Below are 23,432 nucleotides of genomic sequence, written 5' to 3'. Positions count from 1 at the left end.
GGCTCACCATCCGTTCACCGGCCGAGAAAACTCTGTGACGAACTCAGCAAGGCCGCCGACAGTAGCTCCGGGTCGCCGGCGATGCATTGCTCGAACCCGGGCTGGCGATACATCTGGCCCATGGCTTGAGCATGTCGACTGTGGAGGTCCTCGGTGCTGGCCTGGAGCAGGCTCAGGTGGTAGTTCAGCGCCAGGGCGAACAGACGGGCCGACAGGGACAACTGCTCGCAGAGGTGCAGCTCGCTGGGGCCCTTGAGCAAGGCATCGGCGTGGGTGAGTTTCCAGGCCAGGTTGAGGATCGGGTCTTCCGGCTCGGCGTGGGCAAGAATCTCTTCAATCAGCAGCCTGCTGTTGCCCAGGGCCTGATCGATGCGGCTGCCCGGCTGATTGAGGCCCATCAGCGCCAGGCAGGCAGCGCTGCGCAAGGCTGCGGGGTCGCGCCGGCTCGGGCTGCTACGCAGCAGAATCGACAGGGTATCGAGCAGGGCCTGGAGGCGGATCTGCGGATTGCCGGCCAGTTGCAGGGACAATGCACTGACAAAACCGTCGCGCATGTCGCTGCCGGCGCAGGGTCCGGCAACGGCTTGCAGGCCATGCAGGGGTTTGTTGCGGTAGCCCAGTTGCGTTGCCACCCGCGCCAGTACCACCGGCGGCGAAATCGGCTTGGCGATGTAATCGGCGGCGCCCAGCAGCAACCCCAGGCGTTCGTCTTCGACGCTGCTGCGCGAGGTCAGGAAAATCACCGGAATGGCCGCAGTCGCTGGATGGCTCTTGAGCTCGCTGAGCACCTGGAAGCCATCCATCTCCGGCATCAGGATATCGAGAATGATCAGATCGGGGCTGGCACTGCGAGCCAGGGCCAGGCCACGCTCGCTGTTCTTCGCCAGCAGCACTTCGTATTCGGTGGTCAGGGTTTTCGACAGCACGATCAACGACTGCGGATCGTCGTCGATGGCCAGGAGCGTATAGGGCTTGGGAACATGCTCTGCGGGCATGACGAGGGGCCTGAACAAAATAGGCCGGCAGTCTAGCGTATTTGGTTTATTGGCACCTAGCGTCCAGCTGCCGCAGTCACTGTGTCGTGGGGTTGTTGTTGGAACGGTTGGCTGTGGAGGAGGGGCAGGGCATTTGCAGGGGGGGTCGGCACGAAAGAAGAGAATGAATCGCCTACTCATCGTCCGAACAACAACCGCTTTTGCCGCCAGGCCGGTGCGCTGGTGGGAAAAAGCACTTCGGTCGGCCGGAAGCGGGCGATGCCGTAGGCGGCGGCAATGCGCTGGCGTTGCTGGCCCCGGACAAGCGCTTGCTGAAAACTGCTTTCGCGCTGCGCCAGCCCCAGCACATAGCCCACGCCCGCCTGGAAGTCGCCTCCATGGGCCTGCCACCAGGCTGCGATCAACTGCGGGTCGGGCCAGGGCAGATTCTCATCGGGGTCCATGGCCACATTGGCATCCTCAGGGTCGTCGTTCGGTCCTGCAGCGAAATCCGGCAGGTCCTGCAATTCCAGATCGAGTAACGCCAGGTCAGCCCCAGTAATCTGGCTGAAGGCCTCGCCGGCGACGCGGGCATGAGGCAGGTCGCTCATCTGCTGGATCAGCCAGGGCACGCTGACCGGATCGCCCAGCAGCCCAACGGCCTGGATGCCGACGCGTTGCTGCTCAGGGTTCTGTATCAACTGGCGTATCCAGGCGATGCTGTGCTCACGCCTTTGCCAGGCCAGCAATACACAGAGCGCGCGGTACTGGAACTGGCCCGGTTGCTCGGCGAACTGCCGCAGCGGCTCCAGCGCTTCCTCGTCGCCCATCTGTGCGGTGGCCCAATTGGCCCAAAAGCGCGTGGCGGTGTCCTGGTGTTGACGGTGGGTACGAATTGTCGGCATCAGGTCACGACGGCGCAGCTCGCCGGCAGTGCGGGCGGCACGTGCCAGGACGCTTGGGTCGGCGTGGGAAAGTCCGCTAAGCAGGGCAGGGCCGGGGTCGTGGCGGTGCATGCCACAGGCGGCCAGGCCGAGGCGGAGAAACAGGGGGTCGGGGGAGGCGAGCAGGCGATCAACCCAGGGCGATACCCACTTCCAGTCGAGCCAACCCAAGGCCATCAGGTAGCCGCTCTCCGTTTCTACGGCACTTCGCAAATGCTCACTGAGCCGTGACAACACCTGTGCGTTACCCGCCTCGAAGGCCAGCACCACACTGGCGAACAGCTCGCCAATGGCGTGTGGGCCAAGTTGAGCCAGCAGGGTTTCCAGGCCGCAGGTGCCGGCGACTCGAAGGCCGTCAAGGTGGGCGTCGATGCGGTCGTCGAGTTGGCTGAGGTGGTCGAAGTCGTAGTGCGGTGCGCCCAAGGCATAGTCCCGCAGGACGGCGAGGAAGCTGGCTTCTTCGACATGTTGATCCAAAATCAGCGGAATCAAATTCGAGTACATTTCAAAGTCTTGAGAAATAGTGAGTTAAGCAAGTTTCCTCCAGCGCTGCCCATCATGTACCAAGATATCCTTTTGGCCGACAGACCAAAGCGCCCCGTTTTTAGCGGATAGACAGTAGCAAGTATTGGGCTTCGGCATGTTCCAGTTGACTGGCTGCAAAGAATCTTCATCGAGAACGAATACTTCGAACAAGGTGGCTAAATATATTTTTCCTTGGTGTTCAGCAATGCTCCAGAAATCATCGGTGAACTCGTCGAGATCGATAATTTCCCATGTATCAGCTCTACCACGCAGCAAAGTGCCTTGGCGGCCACATAAATAACAATAACCATCAGAGGCGCATATCAATGCAGTTATTTTAAAGTTGGTTGGACTGTCGATTTGCCGCCAGTTACCTTGCTCCCGCAGCCATATTTCTCCCTTCCAGCCGGCGGCATAGATTTCATCATTGGAGAAACCGCCCAGTGCTTCGAAGCCAAAAACACTGTCTTTACTCGTAGGCTTTGGGGCATGTATAGGCTGCCAAGCAGAAGATCCATGGCGTACATACACCTCTCGGGACACTCCGCATATGTAGGTATATTCGCCTATCGAGCTTATCCCTCTGAGCATTAGCGGTGGCGGATCCATTTCTGACAAGCTGAGGGTCGAGCCGAGATAACCTTCGCCAATTTCACCCTCTTCGGATATTGCCAGCATTTGTTGTGACCGGTCGGTGGTCATGGCAACGGTATCCCAAGTCGCCTCGCCAACTTCTCGCCACTTTCCAGAGTTGTACTCCAGGAAAATCGTGTGCGAAACGTCCTGGGCATCTAGTCCTATTTCCCGAAAAGCGAAAAAAGATTTCTCTGCGTCTACGGCGGCAACATAAGCATAGTAATAATCTTCCAGCCATTCGTCAGCCATATGAATATCCGTTTATTGGGTGGTGGCTCAAGGGGAGGGTCTTCTCGCGGTACGGTTCAATACCGCCGGCTTACTTCTTCCGCTTGGTGAATGTTTTACTTTAGGGGGCTTGGTATTTGGCGGTAGCATTTTTTTATGCCCGTCGGCCAACTGTGCCGTTAGGCAGCGTTCGCTACAGTTTGACTCGGGAAACGCGCCACGAGTACTTTGGGCCGCCATGGAGGCCTCTTTACTGAATTCGCGCATATCGCCTTTCTTGACCCCAGCGATAACCCCCAGAGCTTTATGCTCGCTGTGTCGTACACCATGACTCCCATGAGTGTTCCCCCAGCCCTCAACGCACATACAAGGTGCTGAATCTTTCGAATACTCTTCCCAGCCAGGCTGGCGCTTGTTGTTACTGAACGCTCCTACAGAAAATGAGCTTTTCGGTATGACATGGTCAGGTGTTTGTGCTGGACAGCATCCAGCTACACCTGCTTCGTCCTTAGGACGGTACGGTACTAACTGACAGCGGCGAGCCGACAAGCATTTGTTTGCTTTGGCTCTTGTCGCTGCTTTGCTGGCCCAAGCGCTTTCATTGACCATTTCACCGCTCAGATCGGCCTCTTTACACACATTCTTTTCACCGTACGGTTTGTATTCCTGGCAGGATTTTCTTTCTCTTTTTTTCTCCCTTTTGCATTTTCCCTGGGTGCTCGGCGACATCTTGGAAAGGTGAGGCCAGGGAGGGGTATTACCTGGCTGTGAAGCATGGTTATGCGTCGTGATATCAAGGTGCCGTACTACGTTTTGACCTTCGAACTTCACATTCATCGACCAGGAAGTGAAGTACACCTTCCCCTTGATCTTGCTAGTGATGACCCCCTTCTTGGGGGCATTCCCAGCCTCATCCCCATAACTTGTCTTGAAGTAACTCTTGTCCTTGAGCATCACCTCTTTGCGGGTGATCTTGACCGTTCGTGTGCCCCGGGTGGTGTCCTTGGACATACCCGTATTGGGGTAGGGAATGGGCACCCCTATCGGTGTCGGCGGAGCCACGGGCGGGGTGAAGCAGACATCCGGAAAGCAGGCGACGGACTTGCCGTCGGCCGCCTTGCAGGAAATCTCCATATTGTTGGCATACACCTCGTTGGCCATCAGGCAGCCCTCACGGTCTGGTAGCTGAGCAGGGCGGCGGCGCGTTGGCCGGCGTCGTTGCCGAGGTGGCAGAAGATATTCGGGCCGTCACCGTAACCCTTGCGGCTGGCGGCCAAGGCCACGGCCAGCATCGTCGGGCCGATGGCGGCGCCGACTTCGCCGATGCAGTCGGCCGGGTGCCAGAGGTGGAAGAACTCCTTGCGCACCCGCAGGGTACGGCTCAGGGCCAGGGAGGCTTCCTTGAAGTAGTACTGCTCGCCGGAGATGTCGGTGAGCCGATAATCCATTTGCTCCAAGCCACAGCCGACTTCGCTCAGGGCAGCACGTATGGCTTGAGTCAGACCTTCGGCGCGCAGGGGAGTGTCTTCAGACTCCACGGTGGCCTTCTCCACGCCGAATCCCAGGCCGAGGCAGGCCAATTGCGGCTCTTCGCTGGCAACGGGGGCGGCCAGCACTACGGCGGCGGCGCCTTCGCCGGGGATAAATCCGTTGGAGTTCTGGCTAGTGAGCAGGCGATCGCGTGCTTCGAAAGCGGCCAGCGTCGGTCCACTCAAGAAGGAGTCGACGCCGGCAATCAGCACGTGGCGATGGCCGCCCTGGTAGATCAGCGTACGCGCATCAAGCAGGGCCACGGCAGCGCTGACCCGTCCATAGGCGATGACGTTGGAACTGGGATGAAAGCGCAGGCCCAGTTCGGCTTCGATGGCGTGCAGCAGCCCCTTATCGAGGCCGTCGAGGCGGCCGGGGCGCTCGACTTCCGCCACCCCCAGCAGCAGCGGGGTCTTTTCCGGGTCGACGTTAGGGGTGCTTTGCAGCGCCTCGGCGATGGCGCAGGCGGCCATCTTGATCAGCTTGCTGCGCCCACGCCAGGGCTGTTCCAGAGGCACGCTGGCAGCGATCAGCCATTCGCCGCCGCAGTCGATGAAGCGGGTTTCCTGGAAGTTATCGATAGAGCAGCGGATCGCCGCGCAGCTCGCGGGTGCGCTGAGGCCAACGGCGCTGACCATGCCGGAACCGATGATGCAAAGTGCAGTAGTCATCAGTCTGTCTCCTCGGGGGCGTGCTTGGCTTTTACCAGGGAGGAGAGCGACGGGTAGTAATCCTTGCCCAGTTCGTGAGCGCGCCACCAGCCTGTGGACATAGTGCCGACCAGCACCTGAGCGATCTCGAAAATGTTGTGTCGTAGCGCACGGGAGACACGCCAGGTCAGCTGCACCTGGAGTGCGTCTGTGTCGATCAGCAGGGTGTCGATCACCGCTTGCACAGTCTCGTGACCGCCTTTTTTCAGAAAGAAGGTCACCGGCACCTCCATTTCGGGGATGCGAAAGCCTGCGCGCTCCTGGCGTGTGAGGTTGAGCAGCAACACCTCCTCGCCGCCACGCAGGTAAGGAATCTGCTGATCGTCAGGGGCTGCCTGAAAGTAGCGACGGTCGAAATCACTCGGTAGAAACGGAAAACGGTCGGCCAGCCAGGCATCGTCGTAAGTTCCAGCGAAGCGAGCACGTTGCGGCCAGCTGCGGCCGATGGGGCCAAGGGCCATAGGACGGAAGTCGCCAGAGGGACTGTCGATCGCCTTGCCCAATTCCTCGGTGCTCGGCATCGGCATGCCGACGATGGCAGCACTCCCCATGCTGCTTGGGAACCAGCCACAACCGCTCGGATTGTCCAGGTAGCAGTGACGCAATTCGGAGTCTTTCGCTATCGGATGGCTGCCGCCAAAGGCCTGGGTATAAGAGATGTCCTGCTCGATGAAGGGCTGCGGCAAGCCGGGAGAAACGCCCAGTAGCCCCAATTGCCATTGTCGGGGGCCGAGGACGGAAAAGGCCTTGCTCATCTGACCGACGCGAATGCCCGCTGCCAGCTGCCTGACGGGTCGCCCGCCTGGGGCATAGGCCTTGCCGCGCACCAGCACATCGCAGAACGGCTTGACCGGGGCGAAGTCCATTTCCTGCAGCGGGGCGCTGAGACCGGGTTCACCGAGGAAGGTATCGGCCATCAGCAGCGGTTGCTGGGTCTCGGCGAGGGTCGCCGGGCGGCCGTCCAGCGGCAGATTAAACGTGCCTTTGGCCACCACCACCAGCGATTCGCGGCCATCGGGCTCCATGCCCTGGGTATAGGCAGCAAGCAGTTTGCTGGCGTTGAGCAGTTCCATAGGCGACTACCTGTCTAGTTGATCTGCACCGAACCACCCTTGATGCGGTTGACCCCGCTGGAGCGACTGGACAGGTAGGCGCCCTGGATGATCACTTTGCCCGCGCGGGTCAGGGTGATGCTGGCCTTGCCGCAACGCAGCACGATCTCGCGTTCGGCGCGCAGTTCCAGGCGCTGGTCGTCCAGTTGCACGCTGGCAAGCGGTTCGGGCGCCATGGCCTGGCTCAGCAGGCGGCCGATCACTAGTGGGCGGGAAGGGTCGCCATCTTCGAACATCAGCGCCACTTGGCTGCCGATGTCTTCAGGGGAGAGCAGGGTGGTGCTGCGGGCGGCGATGCTCTGTTGCTCGGGGCAGCCGGGGTAGGTCACCAAGGGCGCACTGGCCTGTGGCAGGTCGAGCAGTACACCGACGACTACGCCATCGATGCGGGCCTGCGCGGGCAGTGAGTATTGAACCGTCATACGCGTTACTCCTAGTTTTGCAGGATCTTGCGTCCCTTGATCACCACGTTCTTGTTGGCCTTGATGTTGATCGCACCAGAGCCGTCTATGGTGATGTCCTTGCCGCTGATGCTGATGGTGCCGTCCTTCTTCATGACGATGCTGGCTTTGCCGGTCTTGATAGTCACCGAGTCACCGGCATCGATGACAAGGTTCTTGCCCACCGTCAGCTCATCGTCCTTGTCGATATCGGTCGTGCGTCCTGCACCGACCTGGCGCGATTCGTTTTCTTTTACCGTAGTTGAAAGATTGGCTCCGACGTCCACCGAGCGGTCGGCGCCCACATTGGTCGACTGGTAGAGGCCCACGTTGACGTTTTGGTAGGCCCCGACATTCACCGTTTGAAAGGCACCGATGACAACTTCCTGCGCGGCACCGATGGCGATCGTCTCGTTGATACCTACCGCATGGGTGCGTTGCAGGGCCACGGTCGCGGTTTCGCTGGCGCCGACGCTGATCGTGCGGTTGCGGCCTATGCTGATCGTCTCGTTACTGCCGACGCTTTCGGTACGGTTGACGCCAATGCTGATGTCCTCGTTGTTGCCCACGCTTTCGGTGCGGTTGACGCCGATGGTGATGGTCTCGTGGTGATCGACGGTTTCGGTGCGGTCGTGTTTGACGTGCACAGTCTCGTCGTTGTCGATGGTCTTGCTGCGGTCGTGGCCGACCCAGTGGGTCTCGTCGTTCTCGACCTCGATGTCCTGATTCTTCTCGGCATGGATAAACAGTTGCTCTGCACCTTTCTTGTCCTCCATGCGGATTTCATTGAAATTGGCCGGTGAGCCGTCCTTGCTCGAACGGCTTTTCACCCCGCTCTGAGTGGCATTGGCCGGTAGCGCGTAGGGCACGGTCTGTTCGGCGTTGTAGACGCGGCCAGTGATGATCGGCCGATCCGGGTTGCCTTCGATGAAACTGACGATCACTTCCTGACCGATCCGCGGGATCTGCACCGCCCCCCAGTTTTTGCCGGCCCAGGCCTGGGACACGCGCATCCAGCAGGAGCTATTGGCATTGGATTGGTCGTGGCGGTCCCAGTAGAAATGCACTTTGACCCGGCCATACTGGTCGGTCCAAATCTCCTCGCCATCGGGGCCGACCACCACGGCGGTCTGCGGCCCGCGAACAATGGGCATGGGGGTCAGGGGGAGAGGGCGGAAGGCCTGGCTGGCATCCATGCAGTCCAGCTCGCTGGTGAACTGCTCGGACAGGTCCAACTGCGCACTTTCATAGAGTTCCTGGCGGATCTGATAGCGTGCGAACACCACCAGGTATTCGCGGTTCTGGTCCTCGCGCTCGTAGCCGGTCAGCTTGAACAAATGGCCGCAGCCCAGCCCCCGGGCGCGGCCGCGTAGCTGCACGCGCTCGAACTGGCTGTGAATGGCTTCGATGCGGGTACGCGCGTAGTGCTCGCCATCGTTGCTCTGTACGTATGCTCCGGGGTAGTCGTAGAGCGGGTGGTCGCCGTTGCTGTGACTGCGCGACACACTGGAGCGCACCTCTAGTCTGGCGCGGGGGCGCTTGAAGTCGTAGTCGTTTAGCTCCAGAGAACCGGGTTGGACTTCCCGCTCAAGTTGCCAATCGTAGAAATGGTCGCGCTCGCGCATTTGCCGATCGGGCGGGAAGAAGGGCACCGAGTCATAGTCGGCCACCGTGGAGTGGGCGCCATAGGCGTCGGCAAACACCAGTACATGACGCGCCTGCTCATGGCGAAAGTAGTAATAGATGCCTTCGTGCTCCATCAACCGGCTGACGAAGTCAAAGCTGGTTTCGCGGTACTGCACGCAATATTCCCACTCGCGGTAGTTGCCGCTCAGGCTGTCTTCGAAATCGGAGTACCCGAGGTCGCGGAACACCTGCTTGATGATCTCCGGCACCGTTTTGTTCTGGAAAATCCGGCAGTCCGAAGTGCGCGTGAGCAGCCAGAACCAGGGCCGTAGGCTGACGCGGTAGCCGGCGAACTGACCGTGGCCGGTCACTTGCCGGCAGCTGCAGACAATGCCGTGGAAATAGCGTTTGCTGCCGTCGTGTAGCTCCAGGGTCAGGCCCATCGGCTTGCCCAGCAACTGGTCGAACGTGATCGCTCGGTTTTCGGAGGTGAGGTCCAATTCGTAGTGGAACAACCGCCCCAGCTCTTCGCTGCCTTCCATGCTCTGCAGCAACAGGACATCGCCGCCGAGGGGACTGTCAACCTGTACCAAACGGTTGTTTTGCGTTATTGCCATAAACGGCTTCCTCTGGCTCGTGTTCGGGCGTCAGTCGGCCGTCTCGAGGGGGTCAGGGGAAATCGTGTCCATCCATCGCGGTACATCCACCACAGAGATGATCTCCATATCGGCCTCATAGGCACTAGGTCAGAGCGAACGTACGAGTCAATCCGTTTCCTGCGGATTAACCTTCTGTCCAGAGCCACTTGGGCATCACCTCTAACAATTCCGGTTAAAGTCTTAGCGCGGTTTAATGCTAGTCAAGAAACTCTCCGACCAATGGAGCGAACACCGAGACGTTTCAAGGTAGGTGACCGACGGTCATTAGCTGCTTGGCTACGAGCGCGACGACATGCACCGGGAGGTGGCGCGTCATCAAGGCAACGCGCCGTTATAGCTGGCTTGGCGTCCCATGAATGGGGGTGGTTGTTCATCTATAGCGGCCGAAGCTCACCACCAGCTCCGCCTCAGCGGGTTGCCCATGGCCAATCACCTGGGTGAATCGAAGCAAAAGCTGCTCCAGCTCATGGCGCTAAGTTGCCCGATTCGCTTGAATAACGCCCCGCGTCGCCTTGCCAAACAAGAGCGCAGCCAAAGAACAAAACGGAATATTTCGAAAGGACCCGGCATGTCGTTATCCCGCTGTCTATCTGGCCTGTCCAACTTGTTGCACTACCGCCGCGAATGGTTGCGCGCCGACCTGCGGGCCGGGTTGTCCGTGGCGGCTATCCAGATCCCCATCGCCATCGCCTATGCGCAGATTGTCGGCCTGCCGCCGCAGTACGGGCTTTACGCCTGTGTGCTGCCGATGATCGTCTATGCCTTGATCGGCAGCTCGCGGCAACTGATGGTCGGCCCCGATGCCGCCACTTGCGCCATGCTCGGCGGGGCCGTGGCGCCTTTGGCCATGGGCGACCTGCAGCGTACTGTCGAATTGTCGATGATCGTCACGGTGCTGGTGGGCCTGATGCTGATTGCCGCCGGGATTGCCCGGGCGGGTTTTATCGCCAGCTTCTTCTCGCGGCCGATCCTCATCGGCTACCTCAACGGGATCGGTTTGAGCCTGATCGCCGGACAAATGGGCAAGGTGGTGGGCTTCAAGATCGAAGGCGACGGCTTCATTCTGGGGCTGGTGGACTTTCTCCAGCGTCTGGGGGAGATCCATGGCCTGACCCTGGTCGTTGGCCTGGCCAGCCTGGGCCTTTTGATCTGGCTGCCGCGACGCTACCCGCGCCTGCCAGCAGCGCTGCTGACGGTGGCGCTGTTCACCTTGCTGGCCGGGCTATTGGGTTTCGACCGCCTCGGAGTGGCGATCCTCGGTCATGTGCCGGCCGGGATGCCGGAGTTGTCCTGGCCCAAGACCACCCTGGAGGAAAGCAAGAGCCTGCTGCGCGACGCGCTGGGCATCGCTACCGTGAGCTTCTGCAGCGCCATGCTCACTGCCCGCAGCTTCGCTGCGCGCCATGGCTACGCGATCAACGCCAACCATGAATTTATCGCCCTGGGCCTGAGCAACCTGGCGGCCGGAGCCTCCCAGGGCTTTGCCATCAGCGGTGCGGATTCGCGTACCGCGGTCAATGACATGGCCGGAGGCAAGAGCCAGCTGGTGGGCATCATCGCCGCCCTGGCGATTGCGCTGATTCTGCTGTTTTTTACCGCGCCCATGGCGTGGATTCCGCAGCCGGCCCTGGGCGCGGTGCTGTTGATGGCGGGCTGGGGCCTGCTCGACGTCAAGTCTCTGAAGCAAATCTACCGACTCAGCCGCTTCGAGTTCTGCCTATGCCTGCTGACCACCGTCAGTGTGCTGGGACTGGGGGTGCTGCCGGGCATCATGTTCGCCGTGACCCTGGCCATCCTGCGCCTGCTGTACAGCATCTACCAACCCACCGACGCGGTGCTGGGCTGGATGCCGGGCATCGAAGGCCAGGTGGATATCCGCCAGTACCCGCAAGCCCGCACGGTGCCCGGCCTGGTGGTGTATCGCTTCGACGACGCGATCCTGTTCTTCAACGCCGACTACTTCAAGATGCGTCTGCTGGACACCGTGCAGCGCGAGACTCAGCCCGAGGTGGTGCTGTTCGATGCCGAGGCGGTGACCGATATCGATGTCAGCGGTATCGCGGTGCTGCGGGAAATCCGCGAGACCCTGGCCGCCCAGGGCATCTACTTCGCAATCGCCCGTGCCCGCGGTACTTTCCTGGCGATGCTGGAACGTTCGGGGATGACCCGGGAAATGGACAGCCAGTTGCTGTTCGGTTCGGTGCGTTCGGGGATCAGGACCTACCGCATATGGCGCAACAGCATGCGCGGCAAGCAGTGATGCAGAGGAGGGTGACCGGCAGGGAGCGACCCTGCCGGCGCTGGAGCGACGTTCAGCCGAGCCGGCGAGGCCTCACTGGGTGATGGTCATGCTGCTGGTGGCCTGGACTGAGCCGTAGCGGATGCGCGGATAAGTCGGATCGGCGTAGCTGAAATCCATCACCGTGCCGACGGAGCCGAAGTACAGGGCTTGGCAATTGAAGTTCACCGCCACCTGGCCGCCGTAAGGGGTGACCCCGATGGCAACCTGGGTCGGCCCGGTCCATTCGATCTTGCACCCCAGCGTACCGCCTGCTGCGCCGGCATTGTATCCGCGACAGTTCAAGGTGGCGTTGCCGTTGCTGGTATTGGGAAAGCCCGCCCATTTGGCGATGGCCAGGTTGGCCGAGCATGAAGTGTTGACGCTGCTGGCTCCCGGGGCGAGCTTGTAGACCCCGGACGGTGGCGCAAGCGTTGCCGTGACAGGTGTCAATGGCAGCGCGGCAAGGCTCGATGCCGCCTGGTTTTCCACCACGGTGGTGGGCGACGGCGGGAGCTTGCACACCACCACGGCGCCGACGTCGTCGGATTTCTTCAACTCCCCCAGCGCAGTGATATCGGCGCCGCCCTTCGATTCGCAGAAGAGTTTGCGTAACTGGGCTTTTTCTTCGCTGTCAGCCATGGACGAAGCCTGGGCCAAAGGTGCTAGTGCCAGGCCAATGACTCCAGCCATCAGCACGCCTGAAAGTTTCATGATCGATTCCTTATCGGGTTATGACTGGCTGCACCCTATGAGCGCCAGGCGGTTTTTTTCATGACAAAAGCTCGGGTGTTTCGCGTAGACAGGGACGCTGGGGTTTTGTCCTTTCGGGGCTTGACCTGATGCCGCTATCTGCTGTTGAATGCGCGCCCTAAAGCCTCTGCAACCTATTCTCCAAGTGGTGAAGCCAGTGCCCTACGCCAGCCAACACGCCTGATACCGACGACGGTCCATCCTGCCTGATGGCTGCCCGTGCTTGTGCGCGGCGGCGCTTCATTGCCATGCCTGCCTGATCCTGTCGTTGGTTTTTCTCTTTTTTCGAGGACAAACCCATGCACACGGATATTCGTGCCACCGCGCACAACCTGGAACTGCTCAAATACCCCCGTACGCCCCACCTGCAAGGCTCGCGCCTGCAAGATGGCGACACTGATACTGGCCAGATGCGCTATGCCGCTTTGGCCGGACAGTGGCTGGTGGTGGAAGAAAAACTCGATGGTGCCAACACCGGCATCAGCTTTAGCGCAGGCGGCGAGTTGCGCCTGCAATCTCGCGGTCACTACCTCACCGGCGGTGGGCGCGAGCGTCAGTTCAATCTGTTCAAGCAGTGGGCCTCGGCCCACGAGCATTGGTTGCTGGAACGCCTGGAAGATCGCTTCGTGCTGTATGGCGAGTGGCTACACAAGAAGCACTCGGTGTTCTACGACCACTTGCCACATTACTTCTGCGAGTTCGATGTGTGGGATCGCGCCACAGGGCTGTTCCTCTCCACCGCGGCGCGCCGGTGCCTGCTCGAGGGTGGGCCGGTGCTGTCGGTGCCTGTGCTGTACGAAGGCCCGGCGCCGCGCCGGCATGCCGAGCTGCTAGCGCTGGTGGGCGATTCGCTGGCCAAGACCGCGCACTGGCGCCAGGTATTCGAGCAGGTGGTGCGCCGCGAAGGCCTCGACCTGGCCCGTGCCTGGCGCCAGTGCGACCGCTCCAGCCGCATGGAGGGCCTGTACCTGAAGCTCGAGGACGAGCAGCAGACCCTTGGCCGGCTCAAGTGGGTACGCCAGGACTTTGTCCAGGCCATCCTCGATGCCGACCAGCACCATGCCAACCAACCCTTTATCCCCAATCAACTGGCCGACGGCGTCGATCTCTATGCACCGCGCCTGTCCATGGACTGGCAGGGCCCACGCCACGGCTACTGAAGGAGCATCCGAAATGGATATTCGACAACTGCAACAACTGGTCCCCGAGCCGGGGCGCGATATGGACACCGCCGCCTGCCTGGCGGCCATTCCGGCCCTGGCGCGCCTGGCCGACACACCGCAGGACCCGATCTACCACGCCGAGGGCGATGTATGGATTCATACCTGCCTGGTGGTCGAAGCATTACTGGCCCAACCCGCCTACCAGCAGGCCAGCGCCGAGCAGCGCTTTGTGCTGTTCTTCGCTGCCCTGTTGCACGACATCGCCAAGCCTGACACCACAGTGATCGACCCGGATACCGGGCGTATCGGCCAGCCCGGTCATTCACGCCGGGGCGCGGTGGATGCGCGGCTGCTGTTGTGGCGCGCCGGTGTGCCGTTCGAGTTGCGTGAGCAGATCTGCCGCATCATCGCCGTGCACCAGGTGCCGTTCTTCGCCCTGCAGGGTGATCGCAGCGGCCGCAGCGCTGAGTTCCTGTTGCACAAACTGTCCTGGGAACTGCCGTTGTGGATGCTCTGTGCCGTGGCCGAGGCCGATATGCAGGGCCGCGATTACGCCGGCAAGGCCGATGTGCTGAGTGCCATCGAACTGTGGCGCGAACTGGCGGAGGAGGAGGGCTGCCTGCACGGGCCGCGGGCCTTTGCCGACGACTACACACGTATCCAGTACCTGCGTGGCGCCCGGGTACATCCCGACTACCCGTTGCATGCGCCGCAGGGTTCGTCGGTGGTGATGCTCTCGGGCCTGCCGGCCAGTGGCAAGGACACCTGGACCGCACAGCACTACCCGGATCTGCCGGTGGTGTCATTCGACGACGCGCGCCAGGCCCTTGGCCTGCGCCATGGACAGAACGAGGGCGCCGCTGCGCACTACGCCATCGACCGGGCCAAGGCCCTGTTGCGCGAGCACAAACCCTTTGTGTGGAACTCGACGCACCTGTCGGCGCAGATGCGCAACCGCACTCTGGACCTGCTCTACGGTTACGGCGCGCAGGTGGAGATTCTTTACCTGGAGCGCCCCGAGGACGAAATCATGCGGCGCAACCAGAAGCGCGACACCTCGCTGCGCAACGATGATATCCGCCGCATGCTGTTCAAGTGGGAAGTGCCGCTGCCGACCGAGGCGCACCGGGTTGTTTATCAGGCGGTGACGGGGTAAGCGGTACTTACGTTCCTGATATAAGGCCGCACTTCATTAACAGTTTTTAAAGTTTTATAGCAGAGCAAAAGAAATCAAATTAATGACTTAACAAGTGCGGATGGAGCCCGTCCTAAAAATGAAGCTTACAGATATCTACAGTAAAATAATCAGCGAAGAACCGTACAATGACATGGATGTGTTCTTCGAGAACTATGAGAGCTTTGAAGAAATTCCGCTTGTATCAAGATACAGCCGCTTAAAGCTTTTGAAGGATGAGCTGAGCGGCAGCGGGGCTTCTAGCTTTCTGACAGGGCTTGCTGTGTTTCTTTTGAATACTTTAAGAATTCTAGAAGTATCAAGAAGTGAACGTGTGTTTTTTGCCGTGACTTTTACAGACTTTGAGGGCTTGGAGGAACAAGGCATCCTCATACCTAATATATTTATTTATCCAAAGCCGGCCTCGGTCGGTTTTTTGGAAAAGGTACGAGGAAATGATGAAGGTCTTGAGTCACGGGAGATGCAGGAAGTAAAAAGGCTTTTTTCCAACTGCGGGGTAGAAACTGCTTTTGATTTTTATGAAAGCAGATTTCATGACGCCGTTTGCGCTGAGGAAATTGTAAGGGTCTTTGCTGTTCCCAGGACTTGTTGAGTGCAAAGAACTCGTCTGTTCGATGAAGATGAGAAATTTCTTTGGCGCCTGGGTAAGGTTCAGTCCGTAGCACTGTAGGTGTTACATGGAGCAGTGGAGTCATCCAGTTGTTGGCGCTGAGAGATGTGGCGATTGTTTATCACAAGCCTCTTGCTTGTTGATCTGGGAGGGCTGGTCAGAGCTGGTTTATGACCAGGCCACTCAAAACGTGATTGGCGCATCAATGCCCTGAATGCGACAGATGCTTAACCGCGTGAGCGAGCAGCAGATCAATGCCGGCATAATACGTAATTTAACATAATATACATTATGTGTAGTTATGTAATGCGCTATATGTGTAGTTATGTAATGCGCTATCAAGGTCAGTGCAGGCCAGATTTGAAGCTCCGGCCTGCAGATTTTCACCGGCTTGGCTCATAAGGAAAAACAGCCTGGCTACCCAGGCCTTTCAGGCAAACAGCTCCAATGCAGCCTCGTCCCACTGATGACCGGCCTCGGACCAACCTTTGCCTATCTGGGGTGGAAATCCGGATCGGCAATATCCCTGCTGAGCGTCGAAATCAAAAACCGCGTGCGGATAATCATTGATTAGCAACACCGCCTTGCGGTGATCGGTGGACCAGCCAACTTTCACAACGGATGGCTTTTCACGGTCCGAAACGTCCGTGACGTTGTAGATATGCAGCGCGTCCTGAATCGGGTTGTCGCCGCTGGCGGTATCCAGGGCATAGAAATAGCCGGTGTGTTCATCGTCCTCAAAAACCACGACGCAGGTTCCTGACTCTGCGGGTGCTTCCAGCACCAAAGCGCTCCCGACCTTGAGTTGACTGTCAGCGGCTAGATAAATGGGCATGTGTGGCGGTCCTTGTCCTGGCAATGATTGAAGTGGGCGGATGATGACAACAGCCGAACAGCACGGCAATCTCCTGATTGACCCGGTAACTGAATAAACTCTATACATCCCCTTTCACTCTGCCTTTGATAGGTCTTACTTATAACTAAACTAAACATCTATTTAGTTTAGTTATATGCGGCATTGCCAACCCTTATCTGAGTCGACCTTTTTTTCTCGGTGCGCGTCCACGTCATACTTGCCCCTGGCTCCGCGCTCGCAGAAACTCCACCATCTTGAACTTGGATATCTGCAATGAAGCGCTATGGACTGGTGATCGGCAACAATGATCGGGCAATTACAGCTCCCCCCACCGTCCTGGAGACACCGGTGATACTGGGCTTGCCCCGCGATGGGCTGCCCCGCCAATTTCGCTACCCCTTGGGCGAGTGCCTTGACCAAAGCACGCTCGGACTGACCAATCTAATCCTTTGTAGCCTCACCTCGCGCATGTCGAGCCTGGGCATCCTTGGCCAATGCCAACGTTCGGGACTCTGCTTCGCTCAGTTCGATTGAATCGAGCCTTAGCATCCACTCCGCACAGCGCGACAGCCCCAGCATCTGCTCCAACGCACTAGGCGAAATATAGTCGGCACGGGTAATGCTGCCGCCACAGTGCGAAGTGCGGATGTTGATCTGCCCTTGTGCGAATTGAAGGAACCGGGTCGGCGAAGTGATATGCGTCTCGACCCAGCAGCGGCCCTCGTCCCCGCCCTCACCGTAGCGATTCATGTCATAGAGGTAGGACGCGTGATCCTCATTGGCCAAGAAAGCATCCGGATAAAGATCGAGATTGCTGGCCGAGGCCCACCTGCATATCGCAGCATTGAAAGTGGGCTTTGGGTAACCGCAGGCCAAGCGTGACGCGGTCGCCAGGATGGTCAAGTAGTCTTCTTACAGAGCGTTCGGTATTGATTCACGTTGGAAACTGCAGAGTTTAGTGTTGTTATTTTGTATTTATAGTAGTGGATTTTTTTTGCCTGAGCTTTTCCAACCTTGCCGAAATAGTCTTCCCAAGCGTTTTCCTTAGTTAGTAAGTCAGAAAGCATGGTGCTTAATTCTGTTTCCGTCCAACTTTTCTTGTAGCCTTTAGTCCCGCTAGGGGCTGGAGGGGCTTTCTCGACATACTCACGCACCGTGTATCCTTTCTTACCGGTCTCTTTTTTAAGCTCATAGGCCATAAACACCGTATACACTTTTGTATACATCGCTCCACTTGACGGGTTATACCAAGGGATAACGACAAAGTGATGAACCGGTGATTCTATAGCAAAGTGCCAGACAGCTGTCTTCGAGCGATCATCATTAAATAAAATTGCCTGGCCGATTTGGTACTTCATGCTCGTATCATTTGCAATGACACCTGTAATGACATCTTTTCCATCGTCATCTTGCAGCTTCCCGTAAACAGCGCAGCTCATCTGAGCTGGCACACCAGGACAATCTTCCAACCCCATGAGTATTGGGTTGCTTACTATAGCGCTAATCAGTTCTTCCCCTGTCATGTCTCTTGGCTCCTGCCCAGATATTTAACACGTATTTGGAAATAATTAAGATTACTTTCCTTGGTGAGAATAGCGTCGATCCGGCCTTTATCAAATTCACGTTGAAGTGGGAGTCAATCTCCCGATGACTCGGCAACTGAATAAACTCTCTACATTTCCTCTCGCTTTGCACTTTATAGGTTTTACGTATAATCCACCCAAACAACCATTTAGTTTAGTTATATAGCCGCATGACTTTCCAGTGCGCTCGGTGCATCTGCGCTAAAGTCAACTATTACTAGTTGACCGGGCTGATTCGTTGTTTCAGGACAACTGATGCAGGGAGCGAAAACATGGACGTTCGAAAGGAAACGCCAGCTGGGCAACGGGCAAGATCGCCGCTGAATATGCGCCCCTCTCTGGGTTTTCTCGCGTTGCTGTTGCTGGGCGTTACCGCGGTCACGGCATGGTGGCAGGCTCCTTCGGCTTATCCCGTACGGCATGACGCAACCTTCCTCGAGTGGCTCACCACGCCCATTGAACGAAATGCCCCCCTTCGCCTGCCTGCGCTGCCCTCCTCCTTGACCTCGGTCAGCGTGGTTGGCCCCGATAAAGCGTGGGCTGTGGGGCTGGGCGGCAGCATCATGAGTACTTCCGATGCCGGCAAGACCTGGAAGCCTCATAAGCCTGTTGTAGCTGCCAATCTGCGCAGCGTGAGCTTCCAGTCCGACGGGCAACGGGGCTGGATAGTCGGTGACGGCGGCACCATTCTGAGCACCGACAATGCCGGAGCCGATTGGAAGGTTCAGTCCTTGAATCCCAAGCGTGATGGATTGATCGATCTGGTCAGCGTCGAAGTCAACCCGCGCAATGGTCAAGTCTGGGCCGTCAGTGCCTCTGGCGTTCTATTGTCCCGTGAAGCGGACGGTGAAGGAGCAAGCTGGACGCGAAGAGGCGTCAAAGGTTCGGGGATTTCTTCGATACATTTCAGCGCAGATGGTCGTTATGGCTGGATTACAGCCAAAGGCTCCATCTTGTTCAGCCTCAATCAGGGCCGGTCATGGGATAAGTCCTTCGTGGAGCTGCCTCTCGCCACACCTGACCGGCTTGCCCCCCAATTCAAGGCCCTGTGGTTCGTCGGACCGTACGGCTGGGCGGTGGGCGAAAACGGCACCATTGTCAGTTCCTCAAACTACGGTCGCAGTTGGTCGACGCCCCATGTCACTCAAACCCGGGCCACTCTGAACACCATCACTGGAAGCGCTGAAGGACTATGGGCCGCCGGGGACCAAGGCACCCTGCTGTTCAGCGCCGATGGTTTTACCTGGAGCTTGATCGACAGCGGAACCTACGCAGATCTGCGAAGCCTGTCGTTCTTTGGCCCCCAGCGCCAGGACTCCAGTACCAGTGCGTACCTGCCGGCATCCCATGCGGCCAAGCGTCATCGGCTGATGTGTGATGGTCGCAACCTGCCGGGCAACAGCCCCTTTGCGGTGCCCACGCCCTCACCCACAGATTCCGCTGAATCCATCATGCCGCCGGTACCGGAGCCCATGGCACCCGCGCCCAAGGACCTGCAACTGGATCGGAACCTGCTGGCGCAAGCCACCAGAAGTGGCCCCGGCATCGCCGTGGGTGACGCGGGCACGATAATCACCGGCGCCAGCAGCGGCTCGTCCTCCTGGGTGCCTGTAACCAGTGCCGCGCATATGCTGTTGCGCAGTGTCCAGGTCAGTGCCGACGGCAACACCGTTGTAGCGGTCGGCGAGTCTGGTGCCGTCCTCAGCTCCAACAACGCCGGGAGCAGTTGGGACAGCAGTACGCCTATTGCCCACAACCGCCTGAATGGATTGAGCCTGCTGGACGACGGCACCCGAGCCTGGGCTGTGGGCGACAACGGCAAGATCCTGGCCAGCAACGACGCCGGGGCCAGTTGGAGAGTCCAGCCCAGCCCCACCCAAAGCGATCTGCTGCAGATTGCTTTTGCGCAGAACGGTACCGTGGGGGTCGCGGCCGGGCGCAACCACAGCCTGCTTTTTACTCGTGACGGCGGCACTACCTGGCACCAGGCCGCGTTGCAGAAGGCAAACGACAAGAGCCCGATCCCTGAAGACGGCGCCTTCAAGGCGGTGCATCTGGATGCAAATGGAACCAAGGCCTGGGCAGTGGGTGACCAGGGCTTGATTGCCAGCAGTGAAGACGCCGGCGAAACCTGGCGGGTGATCAGCATGCTGCCATCGCCCTTGATGATGTCTTCCGATGCAGGACTTGAAGCCTTGGCCATGAACCTGACCGCCATCGAGTTCCTGGCCGATGGCCGTACCGGTTGGGTCGCCGGTGACAACGGCATGATTGCCAAGACCCTCGACGGTGGAGGCCTTTGGCGAGTCAAGCATCGACTGGCGGGGATTTCCCTGACCGATCTGCATATGCACAAGGACGGTCGGCAGGGCTGGGTCAGCGCCAATGGCGGATTGATCCTGGCGACTGAGGATGGGGGGGAAACCTGGAGCCCGGCGCAGAGCGCAGCCGGCTCGACACGCCTGGCCTTGGCCATGGATCAATCTGGCAAGACCGGTTGGGCGGTCGGCTACCCTCCAGCCTTGCTGCATACCACCGATAACGGCCACACCTGGAAAGCCATGAGCTGGCCACTGCGTCATGGACAATACCCGGCACCCTGGTTCTGGTTCGCGGTAGCGCTTTGCGCCCTGTTGGTGTGGCTGATGTTCAAATCCGGCCCCCCTGAGAGCGAAACCGGTGCCGCCGCGATCGCCGCCACCGACGCGCCCACCGAGGACAGTGACAAGGACTCCCTGGGGGTGTCGCCCCTGGCTCGAGGCATCTCCCGTTTCCTGCGTAACACACGGACCGAACCCCCGTTGACCCTGGCCATATCCGGTGGCTGGGGCTCAGGCAAAAGCAGCCTGATGGCCCTGATCTGCCAGGACCTGCGGCGCTACAAATACCGACCTGTCTGGTTCAACGCCTGGCATCACCAAAGCGAAGAGCAACTGCTGGCAGCGCTGTTCAACGCCATCTGCAAACAGGGCCTGCCTTCACTGTTGTCCCTGGACGGTTGGGCGTTTCGCTTGCGGCTGCTGTGGATCAGGTCACGCCGGCACCTGATGCTGGCCCTGGTGCTGGTCGCGTCCGCCTCATGCCTGGTCGGCTACCTGCTGACCCACCCCCTTAATGAATGGACAAACCTGTGGGTGTCGATCCAGAGCCTCATTGCCCATGAAGGCAAGGCTCAGCCCTTGAGCGGCGGCGATATCGGCAAGCTGTTCGGGCAACTGGCCACCGGCGTCGTCACCTTCAAGTCACTGTTCGCCTCCATGACCGCCTTCGGGGTCAGTCCGGCCACGCTGCTGTCCAGTACAGCCTCGCGTTTTAGCACCAGCACCGCGCAAAACCAGACCAGCTTTCGCACCACCTTCGCCAACCAGTTCTCTGAAGTGACCCAGGCCCTGCCGTATCGCACCGTGATCGTTATCGACGACCTGGATCGGTGTCGCCCGGAAATCATCCTGACCATCATGGAAGCGGTGAACTTCCTGGTCACCTCCGGTAGCTGTTTCGTGATTTTTGGCATGGACACCTGCTACATACGCACCGCCCTGGGGCTGCACTTCGAGAAGTTTGCCGATGAACTGGCGCTGCGTGAGAAGCGCGACCGTCCCGACGAGCCCGAACCCACGGCGGCAGAACGCCGCTGGAACTATGCCGGCAACTACCTGGAAAAATTGGTGAATCTGGAAATCCAGGTGCCCCAGCATAAGGACCTGTCGCCTCTGCTGCACTCGACCCCGGGCGATAACCCCCAGGCCAAGAGCTTTATCCAGAAAAGCCTGCATTTCTGGCCTTTTTATCTGTTCGCCCTGGTCATTCCACTGGGTTTTGCTGCTGGCAAATTCGTGCAACTGCCCAGCTCCCAAGCCCCTGCCCCAACATCCCCTGCGAAGGTGGCGCCCCTTCAGCAGCCCCCTGCCCCGACCTTGACGGCCCCCTCCTCCCCTGCCCCCGACGCGGCGCTTTCCAGTCCGTCTTCCGTGGCCGATGACAGCGCCGCACCCATCACCCTGCGTGAGTTGCAGATCCAAGAGAGCGCCGCTCATCCACTGGCTATCTGGAGCCTGGCTGCGGCGCTGCTGCTGTTTGTGCTCTTCAGTTGCAGTCTGGGCTTGTACCGATTGCGCACGAGCATGCGCCAGGTGCACGACTCGGGGGCGTTCAACGAGGCCCTGAGCGTATGGCTGCCAGTGGTGCGCAGACGCCACACCACCCCCAGGGCGATCAAGCGCTTCATCAATCGCATTCGCTACCTGGCCATGCTGCAACAGGGAGAGAAACTGGATCGCTCTTTCATCGACGAACTGCTCAAACGCCAACCCGGCGCTCACAAGTCACGCGGCCGGGCAGTGAGCGAGCATCGGTTGGTGGCGTTGGGCGCGTTGCACGAGCTCTTCAGGGAAACCTGGCGCGAGACAGTCAAGGCCTGTCCCAGCGATATCTCGCTGGTGATCGATGACTACAGGAGCCGCACCCAATCAAAATGGCCTCCGGGGGATGCAGAGCTCGATGCCTTCGAAAGTTCGCTGCAAGGTGTGCGGGTCGCCGGAGAAGTGGACGTACTCTCCAGCGCCGACACCACGGCGGACAACAGCGCCTCGCAGAAAGCCTGAAACCCGGCGCCGGGCCTCAATCCCTGACAATGCCCGGCGTGCCGGGGGCTTGCCGAGCCCCGCGATCTGGGTGATCGCGATCGATGAAGCGGCGCAATCCTTCCTGGGTTTCAGGGGCGTGGATCGAGCGATTGAAGCACTGGGCCTCGATCTTCAAGCCTTCGGCCAAGGGCAATCCGTAACCGCGGATGGCCGCTTCCTTGTCCGAGCGCATCGCCGGTTGCGGCAGACCGGCAAGCACCTGGGCCAATTCCAGCGCGCGCTTCAGGGAGCGCCCGCTGGGCACTATTTCGTTGACCAGGCCGATGCGGTACGCCTCTTGGGCATCGATCACCTTGCCGGTCAAAATCAGCTCCATGGCCCGCCCCATGCCGATAATCCGCGGCAAGCGCTGGGTGCCGCCGTCCGCCAGGCCGATGTTCCAGCGGCGGCAGGTGACACCGAACGAGGCATGCTCTTCGGCGATGCGCATATCGGCAAAACAGGCCCACTCCAGGCCACCGGCATAGGCCACGCCATTGACCGCGGCGATCACCGGTTTGTAGACATCGACCCAGCGACTGGGGCCGATGATTCCGGGACGCTCACCGCGATCATGGGCGGCGATTTCCTCGGCGCTCGACGGCACCAGTTGCGCGGCAGCCTTGAGGTCGCCGCCGGCACAAAAGGCCCGATCGCCGGTGCCGGTAATGACCGCCACCAAGGCTGTGTCGTCGTCGCGAAAACGTGTCCAGGCGTCGATCAGTTCACGGTGGGTCACAGGACCGATGCAGTTGCGCTGCTCGGGGCGATTGAAGCGGATGACCACTACGGGTCCATGTTGCTCGTAGGCGATTTCCTTGAAGTTCATGGCAGTTCCTGTTGCAGGTCGTGGCACGGTTGAACGAAATCCGGATTGCAGTATAGGCAGCCCTGGCTTTTCTCTTGGTGCTCACCGGACCTGACGCCCGAATTGAGTGCGCATGCACCAAGTTCGCGCCGGCAGAACGCTTGAGTCAGGCCCCTT

18 protein-coding genes are annotated in these 23,432 nt (G+C 59.5%); 5 read left to right on the top strand and 13 right to left on the bottom strand.

Translation table 11 applies throughout. The features are described from left to right. Positions 1-14 precede the first annotated feature (14 nt). The 8 genes from FW796_RS19880 to FW796_RS19845 form a co-directional block, all read right to left on the bottom strand. A complete protein-coding gene (locus FW796_RS19880) occupies positions 15-995 on the bottom strand; it encodes a response regulator (RefSeq protein ID WP_446439862.1) in 981 nt (326 codons plus the stop codon). Between the two features lie 176 nt (positions 996-1,171). Beyond that, entirely contained in the window at positions 1,172-2,422 is a 1,251-nt protein-coding gene (locus FW796_RS19875) for a TIGR02270 family protein (protein WP_446439861.1), read from the bottom strand. 24 nt (positions 2,423-2,446) lie between these two features. Further along, a complete protein-coding gene (locus FW796_RS19870; protein ID WP_446439860.1) occupies positions 2,447-3,328 on the bottom strand; it encodes a hypothetical protein in 882 nt (293 codons plus the stop codon). Positions 3,329-3,355: 27 nt separating this feature from the next. Further along, positions 3,356-4,468 carry a PAAR-like domain-containing protein gene (locus tag FW796_RS19865; RefSeq protein ID WP_346632991.1) on the bottom strand — a complete coding sequence of 371 codons (1,113 nt, stop codon included), beginning with the start codon at positions 4,466-4,468 and terminating at the stop codon, positions 3,356-3,358. Then, entirely contained in the window at positions 4,468-5,508 is a 1,041-nt protein-coding gene (locus FW796_RS19860) for a hypothetical protein (protein WP_446439859.1), read from the bottom strand. The genes FW796_RS19865 and FW796_RS19860 overlap by 1 nt, the downstream gene beginning before the upstream one ends. Then, positions 5,508-6,620 carry a DUF2169 family type VI secretion system accessory protein gene (locus tag FW796_RS19855; protein WP_346632993.1) on the bottom strand — a complete coding sequence of 371 codons (1,113 nt, stop codon included), beginning with the start codon at positions 6,618-6,620 and terminating at the stop codon, positions 5,508-5,510. The genes FW796_RS19860 and FW796_RS19855 overlap by 1 nt, the downstream gene beginning before the upstream one ends. 14 nt (positions 6,621-6,634) lie before the next feature. Further along, on the bottom strand, positions 6,635-7,081 hold the full coding sequence (locus FW796_RS19850; protein ID WP_346632994.1) for a DUF6484 domain-containing protein: 447 nt from the start codon (positions 7,079-7,081) through the stop codon (positions 6,635-6,637). An 11-nt stretch (positions 7,082-7,092) separates the two neighbouring features. Further along, positions 7,093-9,342, bottom strand: coding sequence for a type VI secretion system Vgr family protein (locus FW796_RS19845; protein ID WP_446439858.1), 2,250 nt, complete (start codon positions 9,340-9,342; stop codon positions 7,093-7,095). 610 nt (positions 9,343-9,952) lie between these two features. Between FW796_RS19845 and FW796_RS19840 the strand changes: the two genes are divergently transcribed. Further along, entirely contained in the window at positions 9,953-11,644 is a 1,692-nt protein-coding gene (locus FW796_RS19840; protein ID WP_346632996.1) for a SulP family inorganic anion transporter, read from the top strand. Positions 11,645-11,716: 72 nt separating this feature from the next. Here the strand turns inward: FW796_RS19840 and FW796_RS19835 are convergent, their stop codons facing one another. Continuing rightward, positions 11,717-12,376: a hypothetical protein gene (locus FW796_RS19835; protein ID WP_346632997.1), complete on the bottom strand. Its 660-nt coding sequence runs from the start codon at positions 12,374-12,376 to the stop codon at positions 11,717-11,719. A gap of 338 nt (positions 12,377-12,714) precedes the next feature. On the opposite strand from FW796_RS19835, the gene FW796_RS19830 reads away from it, so the two are divergent. From FW796_RS19830 to FW796_RS19820, 3 genes are all read left to right on the top strand, one after another. Beyond that, the gene (locus FW796_RS19830; protein WP_346632998.1) at positions 12,715-13,575 is read left to right on the top strand and encodes an RNA ligase family protein; all 861 of its coding nucleotides are present in this window, start codon (positions 12,715-12,717) and stop codon (positions 13,573-13,575) included. A 13-nt stretch (positions 13,576-13,588) separates the two neighbouring features. Beyond that, entirely contained in the window at positions 13,589-14,734 is a 1,146-nt protein-coding gene (locus FW796_RS19825; RefSeq protein ID WP_446439857.1) for an AAA family ATPase, read from the top strand. A gap of 118 nt (positions 14,735-14,852) precedes the next feature. Continuing rightward, positions 14,853-15,365, top strand: coding sequence for an Imm15 family immunity protein (locus FW796_RS19820; protein WP_346633000.1), 513 nt, complete (start codon positions 14,853-14,855; stop codon positions 15,363-15,365). A 448-nt stretch (positions 15,366-15,813) separates the two neighbouring features. On the opposite strand, the gene FW796_RS19815 is transcribed toward FW796_RS19820, so the two are convergent. The 3 genes from FW796_RS19815 to FW796_RS19805 form a co-directional block, all read right to left on the bottom strand. After that, positions 15,814-16,218, bottom strand: coding sequence for a DUF2251 domain-containing protein (locus tag FW796_RS19815; protein ID WP_123728170.1), 405 nt, complete (start codon positions 16,216-16,218; stop codon positions 15,814-15,816). A 462-nt stretch (positions 16,219-16,680) separates the two neighbouring features. Then, on the bottom strand, positions 16,681-17,142 hold the full coding sequence (locus FW796_RS19810) for a hypothetical protein (RefSeq protein WP_446439856.1): 462 nt from the start codon (positions 17,140-17,142) through the stop codon (positions 16,681-16,683). Beyond that, positions 17,139-17,762 carry a hypothetical protein gene (locus FW796_RS19805; protein WP_446439855.1) on the bottom strand — a complete coding sequence of 208 codons (624 nt, stop codon included), beginning with the start codon at positions 17,760-17,762 and terminating at the stop codon, positions 17,139-17,141. The genes FW796_RS19810 and FW796_RS19805 overlap by 4 nt, the downstream gene beginning before the upstream one ends. A gap of 332 nt (positions 17,763-18,094) precedes the next feature. Between FW796_RS19805 and FW796_RS19800 the strand changes: the two genes are divergently transcribed. Further along, positions 18,095-22,426, top strand: coding sequence for a YCF48-related protein (locus tag FW796_RS19800; protein WP_446439854.1), 4,332 nt, complete (start codon positions 18,095-18,097; stop codon positions 22,424-22,426). 16 nt (positions 22,427-22,442) lie between these two features. Here the strand turns inward: FW796_RS19800 and FW796_RS19795 are convergent, their stop codons facing one another. Next, positions 22,443-23,276 (bottom strand): enoyl-CoA hydratase/isomerase family protein, encoded by an 834-nt coding sequence (locus FW796_RS19795; RefSeq protein WP_446439853.1) that lies wholly within the window; start codon positions 23,274-23,276, stop codon positions 22,443-22,445. Between the last annotated feature and the right edge of the window lie 156 nt (positions 23,277-23,432).

The sequence above is a fragment of the Pseudomonas sp. 910_21 genome, assembly GCF_052850735.1.
This window is presented reverse-complemented; position numbering and strand designations above follow the sequence as displayed.

What these genes read in the sequence shown, in the direction of transcription:
- FW796_RS19880 (WP_446439862.1), bottom strand. Translation starts at nt 995, where the DNA reads ATGCCCGCAGAGCATGTTCCCAAGCCCTATACGCTCCTGGCCATCGAC.
- FW796_RS19875 (WP_446439861.1), bottom strand. Translation starts at nt 2,422, where the DNA reads ATGTACTCGAATTTGATTCCGCTGATTTTGGATCAACATGTCGAAGAA.
- FW796_RS19870 (WP_446439860.1), bottom strand. Translation starts at nt 3,328, where the DNA reads ATGGCTGACGAATGGCTGGAAGATTATTACTATGCTTATGTTGCCGCC.
- FW796_RS19865 (WP_346632991.1), bottom strand. Translation starts at nt 4,468, where the DNA reads ATGGCCAACGAGGTGTATGCCAACAATATGGAGATTTCCTGCAAGGCG.
- FW796_RS19860 (WP_446439859.1), bottom strand. Translation starts at nt 5,508, where the DNA reads ATGACTACTGCACTTTGCATCATCGGTTCCGGCATGGTCAGCGCCGTT.
- FW796_RS19855 (WP_346632993.1), bottom strand. Translation starts at nt 6,620, where the DNA reads ATGGAACTGCTCAACGCCAGCAAACTGCTTGCTGCCTATACCCAGGGC.
- FW796_RS19850 (WP_346632994.1), bottom strand. Translation starts at nt 7,081, where the DNA reads ATGACGGTTCAATACTCACTGCCCGCGCAGGCCCGCATCGATGGCGTA.
- FW796_RS19845 (WP_446439858.1), bottom strand. Translation starts at nt 9,342, where the DNA reads ATGGCAATAACGCAAAACAACCGTTTGGTACAGGTTGACAGTCCCCTC.
- FW796_RS19840 (WP_346632996.1), top strand. Translation starts at nt 9,953, where the DNA reads ATGTCGTTATCCCGCTGTCTATCTGGCCTGTCCAACTTGTTGCACTAC.
- FW796_RS19835 (WP_346632997.1), bottom strand. Translation starts at nt 12,376, where the DNA reads ATGAAACTTTCAGGCGTGCTGATGGCTGGAGTCATTGGCCTGGCACTA.
- FW796_RS19830 (WP_346632998.1), top strand. Translation starts at nt 12,715, where the DNA reads ATGCACACGGATATTCGTGCCACCGCGCACAACCTGGAACTGCTCAAA.
- FW796_RS19825 (WP_446439857.1), top strand. Translation starts at nt 13,589, where the DNA reads ATGGATATTCGACAACTGCAACAACTGGTCCCCGAGCCGGGGCGCGAT.
- FW796_RS19820 (WP_346633000.1), top strand. Translation starts at nt 14,853, where the DNA reads ATGAAGCTTACAGATATCTACAGTAAAATAATCAGCGAAGAACCGTAC.
- FW796_RS19815 (WP_123728170.1), bottom strand. Translation starts at nt 16,218, where the DNA reads ATGCCCATTTATCTAGCCGCTGACAGTCAACTCAAGGTCGGGAGCGCT.
- FW796_RS19805 (WP_446439855.1), bottom strand. Translation starts at nt 17,762, where the DNA reads ATGACAGGGGAAGAACTGATTAGCGCTATAGTAAGCAACCCAATACTC.
- FW796_RS19800 (WP_446439854.1), top strand. Translation starts at nt 18,095, where the DNA reads ATGGACGTTCGAAAGGAAACGCCAGCTGGGCAACGGGCAAGATCGCCG.
- FW796_RS19795 (WP_446439853.1), bottom strand. Translation starts at nt 23,276, where the DNA reads ATGAACTTCAAGGAAATCGCCTACGAGCAACATGGACCCGTAGTGGTC.